Raw genomic sequence first — 12,623 nt, 5'->3', positions numbered from 1 at the left:
ACCTCGCCGGCTTTTTGGGATAGTCGCTCCCGGCCGCGGCGCGGCCGGGAGCGACGCTGGAATCACTTCGCGATGCAGGTATCGACGGTTTCCTGGGTGCATTCGTCGAGCCCGGTATAGATGATCGGCTCGACGGGCTTGCCGTCGATCAGGTCGATCATGACCGAGGGCGCGCGATAGCCCATCTCGAACGGCCGCTGGCCGACCTGGGAATGGCTGCGCGCCGCCTTCAGCGCTTCCATCTGCGGCGGCAGCGTGTCGCCGGCCACGATTACCAGCGACTTCGCCTTCAGCTTGTCCATCACCTGGTCGGTTACCTGGACATAGGCCTGCGGCGCGAACTGCGCCCAGCCGCCGATCAGCATAAAGGCGGTCAGATCGGGATTGGCAGTGAAGGTGTCGGCCATCTGCTGGTTGGCGAGGTCCGACTGGTCGTTGGTGAAGACCGGGCAGCCGGCGACTTCCGTCCAGCCGCCCTGGCCGGTCAGGCGCTCGATGCCCTTCTCGCCCGACAGCGTGTCGCGCGTTCCGGCCGCGCGCTGGTTGATGTTGTCGGCGGCGACGTTGCCGAGTTGCAGGCATACCGTGCCGCCCTCGGGCTTCAGCTTCTTCAGGTGCTCCGCGAACTTCACGCCCATCAGGTAGTTGTCAGTGCCGAGATAGGTCTTGCGCAGGCCCGCGTCGTCCTTGCCGAGGTCGGCGTCGATGGTCATGACCGGGATTTTCGGGGCCTTCTCCTTGAGCAGCTTGGCCATCAGCGGCGCATTGGAGGGCGAGATCGCGATCGCCTTGACGTCGGGACGGTTAAGCAGATCCTCGACGAGCTGCACCTCGCCGGCCTCGTCGGCGCTGGAAGCCGGGCCGGTGTAGAGGCACTTGTAGCCGCTCGCGGCGTTTTCGCCGTTCCACTTCTCGCAGCCGAGATGAATCTGCTCGAAGAACGGGTTGTCGAGACCCTTGACCACGATGGCCAGCGTCTTGTCCTCGGCAAAAGCGCCGCTGGCGAGCCCGATCCAGGCAGCGCTCGCTAATAGAATTGTATTCAGTCTGTTCATCGCTGTTCCCTCGCTTTTTTCCCTTTTTCTCGGGCGCCGTTCGACGCCCGCCGGCGGTTTCTTCCGCTCGCAAAAACTCTACGCGTAGCTCGAACCCATCGTCAAGATATTGGCCTTCAAATTACTAGATATCGCTAATTAGACTGATAAATACGGTTGGTCAGCCTATTGACTGCGGGGCGCTTTTTGCCGCGTAATGCCATGGCGCTGGATCGGGAGCAGGGGATGGAATGACCGCGCTGCGGCTGGAGAACGTTTCGAAGCATTTCGGGGCCATCCACGCGCTCAACGACGTCTCCCTGTCGTTGTCGGCGGGCGAGGTCGTCGGCCTGATGGGCGACAACGGCGCCGGCAAGTCGACGCTGGTTAAGATCATCGCGGGCAACTATCCGCCGTCGAACGGCAGGATCTTCATCAAGGAACAGCAGACGACCTTCCATCGGCCCGTGGAGGCCCGCCAGCACGGAATAGAGATCGTCTACCAGGACCTTGCGCTGTGCGACAATCTGAGCGCGGCGGTGAACGTCTTTCTCGGCCGTGAACTCACGCGCAGCATCGGCCCGCTGAAAATCCTCGACTATGCGGCGATGAACGCCGCCGCCGCCTGCCTGTTCAAGGACCTGCGCTCCGAAACGCGGCCGCGGGACCTCGTGCGCCAGATGTCGGGCGGACAGCGGCAAGCTGTCGCCATCGCCCGCACGCGGCTGAGCAACCCCGACATCGTGCTCATGGACGAGCCGACGGCCGCGATCTCCGTGCGCCAGGTGGCAGAGGTGCTCAATCTTATCCGCGAGCTGCGCCGGCACGGCATCGCCGTGGTGTTGATAAGCCACCGCATGCCCGACGTCTTTGCGGTGGCCGACCGTATCATCGTCCTGAGGCGTGGCAACAAGGTCGCCGACAAGCCGACCGCGGACACATCGCCGGAGGAAATCACCGGCATCATCACCGGCGCGATCGAACGTGCCTGAACCCGAAAGGCAACAGGGCGACCACATGGCGGCAAGCGGCATCGAAGACGCAATAGGGCAGCGCAGTCATGGCCTGCTCAGCAGGATGCTCGGCCAGCAGGCGTTCTGGGTGTTCATCGCGGCCGTGCTCGCCTGCCTGGCGCTTACCGCGCTCACGGACACGTTCGCCACGCCGCAGAACCTCTTCAACGTCACGCGCAATTTCGCCTTTGTCGGCATCATGGCTCTCGGCATGACGGTGGTGATCATCTCCGGCGGCATCGACCTGTCGGTGGGCTCCGTGCTCTGCCTGTCGGCGATGGTGCTGGCGATCACCATGAATGCCGGCCATCCGCTCTGGCTCGGCTGCGCCACGGCACTTGCCGCATCGCTGGTCGTCGGAACCATCAACGGTGTCCTGATCGCCTATGTCCGGATACCGTCCTTCGTCGTGACGCTCGGCATGCTCTCGGTCGGGCGGGGGACGGCGATGGTGCTGTCCCAGAACAAGATGATCTTCCAGTTCGGACCCGACGAAAAACTGCTGTTCTGGTTGGGCGGCGGCTCGACATTCGGTATCGCCAACCCGGTGATCGTGCTGGCGCTGCTCGCGGTCGTGACGGCGCTGATGCTCAAATGGACCCGCTGGGGTTGCCACGTCTTTGCGATCGGCAGCAACGAGAAGGCGGCGGTGCTCACCGGTATCGGCGTGCGCCGGCTGAAGGTCAGCGTGTTCATATTCTCCTCGCTGATGGCGGGCATCGCCGGCATACTCGAGGCCGGCTGGCTAGGGGGCGTCACCACGAACCTGGGTCAGTCGATGGAACTCGGCGTGATCGCCGCCACCGTCATCGGCGGCGCCAATCTGATGGGCGGGGCGGGTACGGTGTTCGGCTCGGTTGTCGGCGCGGCGCTGATCGAGGTGATCCGCAACAGCCTGATCCTGCTCGGCATAAGCACCTTCTGGCAGGGTATTTTTGTTGGCAGCTTCATCGTAATCGCCGTGGCGTTCGACCGGATTCGGGCCAACCGCGAGTCGGACGGTTGAGGAGACGCTCAGTCGAGACCGGGCGGAGCGCCCTGCCTTGAGGCCGCAAGCGCCTGATCGGCTGTCAGCGCGTTGGCGGCGGTGCCGGCGATCATCAGTTCGAGGATTTCCTGCTCGGTCGTGTGACGGATATAGCGGTCTCCGACATTTTCGCCGCGCTTGAGCGCCATGACCCGGTCGCCAACCTCGAAGATGTCGGTCAGCCGGTGCGAGATGATGACTTGCGCCACGCCCTGCGCCTTGAGTTCCAGCATGGTCTTGAGCAAGGTCTCCGTGGCGACATGCGAGAGGTTGGCGGTCGGTTCGTCGAGGATCACCACTCTGGGATCGAAGGATATGGCGCGGGCGATGGCGACCGATTGCTGGCGGCCGCCCGACAGGCTTTCAACCTTCTGGAATACGGAATTGACGTTGACGTTCAGACGGCGCAGCACCCCGGCCGCCTCGTCGTACATGCGTGCCCGGTCGACGAACGGACCCTTTTGCGGCCAACGGCCGAGGAAGATGTTCTGCGCCACGTCCATGTTTCCGCACAGCGCGAAGTCCTGGTAGATCATCTCGATGCCGATCTCGCGGCTCTGGTGCGGATTGCGGAAGTTGGTGGGATGCCCGGCGACCAGCACCTCGCCGCTGTCGCGGTGATAGGCTCCGGTCAGGACCTTCATGAGCGTCGACTTGCCGGCGGAATTGTCGCCGACCAGCCCGAGGATTTCGCCGGGCCGCAACACGAAGCCGACCTCCTTGAGCGCCTGTACGGCTCCGAAGGCCTTGGAGATGGCTTTCATTTCAATGAGAAACTCCGCAGGAGCTTCCAACGGCAGGGCCACGTTGTGCATCTCTCACACCTCCCGTCGTCTGCCAAAGCCGAGCCGTTTGCTCCACTCGGCGATAATTCCCTGCTGCCGGATCCAGATATCGGCGAGCACCGCGCAGATCAGGATCAGGCCGATAAACACATTTACCCAGTGCTGTGGCATGACGAACGACGTGCCGGGTCCGGTGATGATCTGAAGCGACAGCAGCGAGCGGATCAGCGTGATCACGGCGGCGCCCGCCAGGGAACCGAGCACGCTGCCGTAGCCGCCGAAGATCGAGCCGCCGCCGATGATGACGGCGGCTATCGCATCCAGTTCGCGGAACTGCCCGGCCGTCGGGTTGAAGCTTCTGTAGAAGGCGACGTAGATCACACCAGCCATTGCCGCGCAGACGCCCGAAAACGCCAACGACATAAAACGCACGCGCTTCGTGTCGATGCCGGCATATTCGGCGGCGCGGCGATTGCCGCCGGTGGCGTAGATTTTCTGGCCAAACGGGGTACGGGCCAGGATCACGCCGGCGACGATCGCGATCAGGAACATCCAGATCGTCTGGATGCTCACCGCCTGGCTTATGGCGCTGAGAATGCCAGGGGGGATTTCCAGGCCGAGATACTGGAAGATGTCGGTGAGCTTGCGTCCGATGAGGTTGAAGCCTTCGGGAAATCCTGTCAATTGCTGCCCGGCCACGATCCACGCCGCAAGCCCGCGCGCGATGTAGAACATGCCGAGCGTCGCGATGAAGGCGGAAAGGCCGAAGCCTACCGTCAGCACGGCGTTGATGACGCCCGCGGCGCTGCCCACCAGCAAGCCGAGGACGATGGCAGGAACCGGATCGAGACCAAGCACCTTGAGGCAGTACGCGGTCGCCGCGGCCGCCAGCGCCAGCACGGCGCCTACCGAGAGGTCGATGTCGCCATTGGCGATGACATAGGTCATCCCGATCGCCAGCATCGCCACTTCGGTATAGTTGAGCAGGACGGCGAAGCTGTTCTGGAGATGCCACCAATAATCGGGGCGGAGCGACAGTCCGACGAACCAGAGCGCGACGGCCAGCAGGATCGCGAAGGCGTCGCGCCGCGCCATGAATTTCCAGATGCCCTTGGCCGCCAGCGCCTTGTCGCTGCCCATTGCGCCCTTGGTCTGGACGCCCTCTATGGCGACGCCGCCGCTGTCGGGAAGCGGCGGCGGGGGCATGCCGCGCAGACGCGCCCACAGCCGCTGCGGCACCCGCTTGCGGACGATCTGCGGCTCGATCAGCACGGCGACGAGCAGCAACAGGCCGATAAACGCCGGCACGGCGCCCGCCGGCAACTGCGCCACGGCGTTCACCTGGGTCTCGACGTCCCCGATCCTGACGGTGCGCGTCACCGGCCAGCCTTCGCGCAGCACTTTGTTGATCAGCACGGTGAGCAGCGCGCCGAGGCAAGAGCCGATGACGCGGCCGCGGCCGCCAAGGATCGAAGCGCCCCCGATGATGACCGACGCGATGACGATGAGTTCGGCATTCAGGCCGTACTGGGCGGTGACGCCCTTGTCCTGGAAGATGGCCATCAGGCCGGCCAGCGTGGCGCAATAGGAAGAGATGAGATAGGCGCGAATGCGCACCCAGGTCGTGTTTATGCCGGCGTAGCTTGCCGCCTGCTCGTTACCGCCGGTGGCCGCCGTCTCGTAGCCCCATCGCGTCTTGGCCAACACCAGCGAGCCGATGGCGGCCACGGCGAAGAAGATGACGATCTGGTTGTTGAAGCCGAGCGCGTTGGTCTCGCCCATCTGGAACAGCGCCGGGTACTCGCTGGCTTTCGGCGCAAAGGCGATGTTCTTGCCGCCGGTAAGGCCCAACACCATGCCGCGCCCGATCAGCAGGGTGGTCAGCGTCGCGATGAAGGCTGGCACCTTGAGGATCGTGACGAGCGCGCCGTTGAGCAGGCCGATGAAGGTTCCAAGCAACAGGCATCCAATCAGCGCCTCGCCGAGGCCGAGGCCGAAATGCGTGGGCGAGAAGATGATCGCGAAGACGACGCCGGTCAGCCCGTAGGTCGAGCCGACAGAGAGATCGAGATCCTTGTTGACGATGACGAACGTCATCCCGACGGCCATCACGCCATAGCGGGCGGTATCGCGCAGCACGGCGTGCAACGCGTCCGCGCTGCCGAAGAATGCCGGGTTGAGGGCCGCCCCCACGAGATAGAGCAGCGCCATCAGCACGAGCAGGCTGAGTTCCCACCCGCCGGCAAGCTGCATCGGTGCGCGGCTCAGCCGCGGAGCGGCAGCTTCAGCGGACATTAACATGCGAGGGCGTCTCTTTGAGATGGAGGCGGCGGGGTTTCGACCCCGCCGCTCATGGTGCGCTTCGAAACGATAGACGCCGAATCAATTCTCGAAGCGCTTGCCTACGCTTCCGACCGTGTCCTTCGTCACAAGCTGAGCACGCGTATCGAGATTTGCAGCCGAAATGCCGCGATCGATCTGCAGCCAGAGCTGCATGACGGGCCAGAAGCCCTGGAGGAAGGGCTGCTGGCCAAGCGCGCCGGTCAGGTCGCCGGACGCGAGCGCCTCCTGCTGGGCCGGGCCGAGATCGAACCCGTAGGCGCAGATCTTGCCCGTCATGCCGGTCTGTGCGACCGCTTTTGCCAGAGCCGGCGTGAAGACGTTGTTGGCGGCAAAGGCCCCAACAACGTCGCCACGCGACTCGAACAGCGAGACGATCGAGTTGACGGGATCGTTCATGTCGGCGGTGACGCCGACGCCTTCCGAACCCGCGTCGACCTTGAACTTGTCGAGCTTACCGGCCGCAGTGAGGCTCTTGACGATGGCGTTGTAGGCGGCAGTGACGCGGTTGTTGACTTCGATATTGCCCATCGCCGTGTCGTTCGGCAGCACGATGGAGCCGCCTTCGACCTTCTTGTCCGCCAGGCACGCCACCAGCGCCTCGCCGGCGATCGCGGCGGCCGAAGCGTCCTGTCCGGTGTGGCTGATGCCGTTGCGGTTCAGGATGCCGGGATCGTAGGAATTGGTCGTCGCGATCGGGATGCCGTTCTTCTCCGCGGTGCGGACGATGTCGTCATAGGCGCCCGCCTGCGGCGTCGTCATGATGATGCCGTCGATCGAAGGGTCCTGGATGATCTGGTTCAGGATTTCGAGTTCGCGCGCCGGATCGTCGGTCGGCGATTCCGAGCCGAGCAGCAGGATGTTGGCGCCGATGAGATTGGCGGCGACGGTAGCGCCGACATAGACGGGATCGAAGAAGCCGTTGCCGGCCGTATGCGTGACGATGGCGAAGGTCAGCTTGCCGTCCTTCGAATGAAAGTCCTTGGTCGCCCCGTTTTCCTTCGCGGCATCGCCGAAGCTGTAGCCGCCGACCGCCTTCTCGATGCCTTGCGCCAGCCCCCCGCCAGTGCAGGCCAGAAGCAGCGCGGCGGCGCTTACGCACGTCAATAGTTTCCGTTTCATCTTATTCATCCTCCCACAGATGCCGGTTTTCCGGATAACTAATGGAACTAATACTAGCAGATAATATTAGCCATTGCGGCCGGACCGTTGCAAGCGGATTCGGTGGGTGTGGCCGGAGGTCGCCGGATTTGGGACTTCAGCAAGAACAGTTTGAGGACTGGCCGATGAGCAGGCCTCGGCACGCAACCTTCAACCAAAGGGGAAGCGGCAGCCGCCCAAACGAGCCCGGTCGCGTCAAGCTCATTGCCCGCAGAGGGTCGCGCCCGGCAGTCCCAGGCACGCTGAGGCGCCATTGCGGGGCGTCCGCGGGCGGCTAGCGTCGGGGCAAGGCGCGTCTCCTCCTGCCGCTGACGTGTCAACGCCATGAAATCGTTACATTTTAGGAACTTGACGCGGTCGCTGAAGGCGGTCGACTCGAGGGCTGGTCGGGTACCTTCGGCTACAGGGCCGTGACCCTGGCGGTCCGGTTCGCGGAAGGGAACCGTGCGACCGATTGCCGTTCGACGAGTTCGCATTCGATCTTGACGATGCGGTAGGTGTCCTCGCGGCTGTGCCCGGGCGCCAGTGCCCGTTCGGCGGCCCATATGCCCATCTGGTGGCGTGGAAACTTCAGCGTCGTCAGCTTCGGGTTTAGCTGGCTCGCGATCTCATCGTCGTCGAATCCGACAACCGACACGTCGTCGGGGATGTTCAACCGCATTTCCTTGAGCGCCTCGTAGCAGCCGATCGCCATGCGGTCATTGCTGCAGAATATCGCGGTCGGCGGCCGCGCCATCCGCATCAGCGATAGCGTCGCGTCATAGCCCGAGCCAAGCTGCCAATTGCCTTCCCTGACCAGTTCGGGATCGAACGGGATGTCCGCCGTGGCAAGGGCCTCGCGATAGCCGCGATTGCGGTCCTTCGACACGTCCATCCAAGCCTCCCCGGTGATGTGGGCGATGCGGCGGTGGCCGGCTGCGATGAGCACGTCCGTTGCCCTGTTGGCGCCGGCGACGTCGCCCGGCACGACCGAGGGAAAGGCGCGGTCCTTGGAGTAGCAGTTGAGTAGGACGACGGATGCTTCGGTCTTGTAGAGCTGTTCGGGAACCTCCACCAACCGGGTGCGCACCGTCGTGTAGACGATGGCGCTCGGACTGTCGCGCAGGATGGCGGCCAGCGTCCGCTCCTCCATCTGCGGGTCGGCGTGGCAGTTGTAGGCGCTAACGATGTCGCCGGTTTCCCAGGTGAATTCCCTGACGCCGTCGACGGCGATGACAGCCTCCGGGCAGACCGTGAGGTCGTCGAATACCACCGCTATCCGTCTGAGCGGCCCGACACGGGGCGTCGGCGCCCGTTCGATGCTATAGCCGAGGGTAGCGGCAGCCTTGAGTATCCGTTCGCGCGTATCCTTCGAAATCTTGATCTTGGAATCGGGGCTGAGGACGACCGATACTGTCGATTGAGAACATTGGGCGAGGTTAGCGACATCCGACATGGTGACGCGCCGGTCCTTGATGCCAGTTGGTTTATGCATCCGCTATGCTGCTCCGCCTTGATAACCGCTGGATATCATATGCAAGTGATTGGACTGAACGCAATTTCGCAAACGACAAACCCTGCCACCCGGATCAGTCCGGCCTCAGCATGCGCCGCCTGAGCCTGGCAAACCGGGCCGAGCGGACGGCGTCGACCATGACCGCGAGGAAGATGATTGCGGCCAGCACCATCGGCTGCAGATAGAGGTTGACCCCGACAAAGACCATCCCCGACTGGACCATCTGCACCAGGGTCGAACCCGCCACCGCTCCGAACGCCTGGCCAACGCCGCCGAACAGGCTTGTGCCGCCAAGCACAGCGGCCGTGATCACGTCGAATTCCTTGCCGACCCCGAACGTCTGGTTGAGCCGGCCGATCAGGGCGATCAGTGTTACGCCACCGGTGGCCGCGCAGAGGCCGGAGATCACATAGACCGAGAAGACGATGCGATCGACGGCGAGTCCCGCCTTGCGTGCCGCTTCCGGATCGTTGCCGACTGCGTAGATCTGCCGGCCGAACTGCGTCCGGCTGAGCACGACATGCGCGGCAAGCACCACGGCGGCAAAGACCAGGATCGGCATCGGTATTCCGAAAAGGCTCGATGCGCCGAAGGCGAGATAGGGCGCGGGAAATTCGATGCCGAAGGATTCGGTGATGGCCGTTCCCAATCCCCGGCCGGCGACAAGCGTCGCCAGCGTCACCAGGAAAGGCGTGATGCCCAGCACGACGATGCAGAAGGCGTTGATCGCCCCGAACAGCGCGCCCGTGACAAGGCCCACGACGATGGCCGCGGCCACGCCCCAGCCATTGTGGAAGGCGGGGTTCTGCAGCAGATAGCCCGCCGACATCGCCGACAGATACATGTTGGAGCCGACGCTGAGATCGATGCCAGCGGTGAGCAGCACGAAGGTCATGCCGACCGCGATGATGCCGATGAAACTCGCCTGCTTGACGATGTTGGCGATCGAGTCGAGGCCGAGGAAACGCGGCGACTGGATGCCGAAATAAAGGAATATGGCGAGGAAGATCAGCAGCGTCATGTTCCGCAGCAGCAGTTCGGTCAATCTTGCGCGGGTCATGCGGCGCGCTCCTGTTCGCGGAAGGCCATGCGCAGGATATGCTCCTTGCCGAAGTCCGCGCGCGCGAACTCACCGACGATTTCGCCCCGGCTCATGACCAAGATGCGGTCGCTCATCGCCATCACCTCCTCGATCTCCGAGGAAATGAACAGGATGCCGCAGCCGCCTGCGGTAAGCTTCTGCACGACCGAATAGATCTCGAACTTCGCCGCCACATCGATGCCTCGCGTCGGCTCGTCGAGCAGCAAGATCGCCGGGTCAGCCATCAGCCATTTGGCGATCACCACCTTCTGCTGGTTGCCACCCGAGAGGCTCTTGACCGGCTGCCGCTCGATCAGGCCCGACTTGATCCGCAGGGCTTCGGCGAATTCGGAGGTGATGGCGAGGAGGCGGCTGCCGTCGATGAATCCGGGCCGTCTCGCGACCGACGGCAGGGCCGCGAGCGCGATGTTTTCCGAGATGGACACGTTCATCATCAGCCCTTCCTCGCGCCGGTTCTCGGTGATGAAGGCCATGCGCGCGCCAATCGCCTGGCGCGGGGTGATCCGAGATACCGTTTCGCCGCCCAGCCGCAATTCCCCTTGATGGAACCGATCGAGGCCGAACAGCAGGCGCGCGAGCTCGGTGCGGCCAGAGCCCATCAATCCGAAAAGGCCAACGATTTCACCTTGCCGCAGGCTGAAATCGATGTCCTTGACCACCCCCTTCAAACTGATCCCGCGCGCTTCGAGCAGGACATGATCGCGTGTGGAAGAGAGGTGCGGCGGATAGAGCTGCTCGATATCGCGCCCGAGCATAAAATTGATCAGGCGACCGACCTCAAACTCATGCGCCGGTCCGCTGCCGACCAGCCTGCCGTCGCGGAGCACGGCGATATCGTCGGCCAGCGACATCACGTCGGCGAGGATGTGCGAGATGTAGATGACGGTCCTGCCGGCTGCCTTGAGCCTGCCGATCAACTGGAACAGGCGGGCGGTCTCGCGCGCGGCAAGCGAGGTGGTGGGCTCGTCGAAGATGATGATGCCGGCGTTGAGCCGCAGGGCCTTGGTGACTTCGACCAGTTGCCGCTCGCCCGGCGACAGGTGCTCGACAAGCGTCTCGGGGCCGAGGTCCAGATCGACGTCGCGAAGCAGGGCGGCGGTGCGGCGGTGCAGGGCAGGGCGGTCGACGAGGCCGCCCGGGCGGCGCGGCATGTCGGAAATGAAGATGTTCTCGGCAATGCTGAGATTTGAAAACAGGTTGAGTTCCTGATGGATGAAGGCGACGCCGCGCTTGGCCGCCTCGCGCGGGTCGCGCGGCGCATAGGCTTGCCCGTCCAGCGACATGGCGCCCGTATCCGGCGTGATAATGCCGCCGAGGATGTTCATCAAGGTGGATTTGCCGGCGCCATTCTGGCCGACCAGCCCGAGAACGCGGCCGCGCCCGACCGCGAGCGTCACGTCGGCAAGCACCGGAACGCCGGAGAAGCTCTTGCCAATATGCTCGAACAACAGGGCGGGTTCGCTCATGGTCGCTGCCTCACGAGGAGGCGAGTGCGCAGGACGTCGAGCAGCGCGGCGGCAAGGATGATCGCTCCCTTCACGACATCGATGTGGAAGGCGGAAAGCCGCATAAAGTTCAGCGTGTTGGAGAGCAGCACGAAGAACAGCACGCCGACTACCGTCCATGTGACCTTGCCCTTGCCGCCGGCAAGCGACGTGCCGCCGATCACCGTGGCGCCAATGATGTCGAGCAGCGCCGAGCCGCCTCCGATCGTCGGGCGGCCGCCGTCGAGGCGGGCCGAGTAGAGGATGGCGGCGACCGCCGCGCAAAAGCCGGCGATGACATAGACCAGGACGATGGTGCGTCGAACCGGAACGCCCGAGATCTCGGCGGTCCGTATGTTGTTGCCGATCGCGTAGACATGGCGGCCGAAGACCGTGCGGGCGAGCAGCAGGTGCGCGACGACAGCCAGCGCCACGGCGATCAGCATCGGGTAGGTGACGAACGGCAGGATGTCGCGCCGTTTGATCTCGGGCGTCAGCTTTTCGCCGAAATAGAAGGAGACGATGTCGCCCGAGCCGAGCCGGGTGAACGCATCGGGAAGGTTGACGATGTTCTGGCTCTGCGTGATCCAGATGGCGGCGGACGAGAAGAACATCAGGCTGACCAGCGTCATCATGAACGCCGGGAGTTTGAAGAGGGCGATAAAGAAACCGTTGAGCAGCCCCACAAGCACGCCGACGAGCAGCATCGTCGAGACGCCCGCGGCCGTCGCCAGAGGATGACCGGCAAGCATCCCGCCATTTTCCGTCAGCAGCGTGCCCCATAGCGGACTGCCGCCAAGCAGAAGCTTGTCGGCGGCGCTGGTCATCACCACTGCTCCCGTCACACTCGCCAGCCCCATCGTGGCGCCGAGCGAGAGATCGATTCCGGCGATGACGACCACGAAGGTCTGCCCGATCGCAACGCAGAGGAGCGGCCAGACATTGGAAAATTGATTGGAGATGTTGCGCGGATCGAGGAGGGCGGGAAAGAACAGCGCCGCAATCGCGAAGCAGACGGCCGTCAGATAGAGGACGAAATATTCGGAAAGCAGGATGCGGCGTGGCAAGGAGGCTGGTCCCGGCGATGTGTCCGGGCGCGTCGGCGGCGCCGCCCGCAAGACGGACAGGGAAGGCGCGTTTCTGCTTCTCAACGTGATCCTGCCTGACAAAGCGTGCGCCGGC

General features: G+C 63.9%; 10 protein-coding genes. 2 read left to right on the top strand and 8 right to left on the bottom strand.

The genetic code is table 11. The annotated features are described in order from the left end of the window. Window positions 1–62: 62 nt before the first annotated feature. Window positions 63–1,046, bottom strand: a complete 984-nt coding sequence (locus ABMA59_RS29150) for a sugar-binding protein (protein ID WP_349008911.1) — start codon at window positions 1,044–1,046, stop codon at window positions 63–65. A 239-nt stretch (window positions 1,047–1,285) separates the two neighbouring features. On the opposite strand from ABMA59_RS29150, the gene ABMA59_RS29145 reads away from it, so the two are divergent. Both ABMA59_RS29145 and ABMA59_RS29140 read left to right on the top strand, forming a co-directional pair. Then, window positions 1,286–2,026, top strand: coding sequence for an ATP-binding cassette domain-containing protein (locus tag ABMA59_RS29145; RefSeq protein ID WP_349008889.1), 741 nt, complete (start codon window positions 1,286–1,288; stop codon window positions 2,024–2,026). 25 nt (window positions 2,027–2,051) lie between these two features. Next, on the top strand, window positions 2,052–3,053 hold the full coding sequence (locus ABMA59_RS29140; RefSeq protein ID WP_349008910.1) for an ABC transporter permease: 1,002 nt from the start codon (window positions 2,052–2,054) through the stop codon (window positions 3,051–3,053). An 8-nt stretch (window positions 3,054–3,061) separates the two neighbouring features. Here the strand turns inward: ABMA59_RS29140 and ABMA59_RS29135 are convergent, their stop codons facing one another. From ABMA59_RS29135 to ABMA59_RS29105, 7 genes are all read right to left on the bottom strand, one after another. Beyond that, window positions 3,062–3,838, bottom strand: coding sequence for an ATP-binding cassette domain-containing protein (locus tag ABMA59_RS29135; protein WP_349008888.1), 777 nt, complete (start codon window positions 3,836–3,838; stop codon window positions 3,062–3,064). A 54-nt stretch (window positions 3,839–3,892) separates the two neighbouring features. Beyond that, window positions 3,893–6,160, bottom strand: coding sequence for an ABC transporter permease (locus ABMA59_RS29130; RefSeq protein WP_349008887.1), 2,268 nt, complete (start codon window positions 6,158–6,160; stop codon window positions 3,893–3,895). 81 nt (window positions 6,161–6,241) lie between these two features. After that, entirely contained in the window at window positions 6,242–7,321 is a 1,080-nt protein-coding gene (locus ABMA59_RS29125) for a substrate-binding domain-containing protein (RefSeq protein WP_349008886.1), read from the bottom strand. 439 nt (window positions 7,322–7,760) lie between these two features. Beyond that, window positions 7,761–8,834 carry a LacI family DNA-binding transcriptional regulator gene (locus ABMA59_RS29120; RefSeq protein WP_349008885.1) on the bottom strand — a complete coding sequence of 358 codons (1,074 nt, stop codon included), beginning with the start codon at window positions 8,832–8,834 and terminating at the stop codon, window positions 7,761–7,763. Window positions 8,835–8,928: 94 nt separating this feature from the next. Further along, window positions 8,929–9,915 carry an ABC transporter permease gene (locus ABMA59_RS29115; RefSeq protein WP_349008884.1) on the bottom strand — a complete coding sequence of 329 codons (987 nt, stop codon included), beginning with the start codon at window positions 9,913–9,915 and terminating at the stop codon, window positions 8,929–8,931. Then, window positions 9,912–11,423, bottom strand: coding sequence for a sugar ABC transporter ATP-binding protein (locus ABMA59_RS29110; protein WP_349008883.1), 1,512 nt, complete (start codon window positions 11,421–11,423; stop codon window positions 9,912–9,914). Before ABMA59_RS29110 ends, ABMA59_RS29115 begins: the two co-directional genes overlap by 4 nt. Then, the gene (locus tag ABMA59_RS29105; protein WP_349008882.1) at window positions 11,420–12,508 is read right to left on the bottom strand and encodes an ABC transporter permease; all 1,089 of its coding nucleotides are present in this window, start codon (window positions 12,506–12,508) and stop codon (window positions 11,420–11,422) included. Before ABMA59_RS29105 ends, ABMA59_RS29110 begins: the two co-directional genes overlap by 4 nt. Window positions 12,509–12,623 lie beyond the last annotated feature (115 nt).

Source organism: Mesorhizobium yinganensis, assembly GCF_040081985.1.
Taxonomy (GTDB): Bacteria; Pseudomonadota; Alphaproteobacteria; order Rhizobiales; family Rhizobiaceae; genus Kumtagia; species Kumtagia yinganensis.
This window is presented reverse-complemented; position numbering and strand designations above follow the sequence as displayed.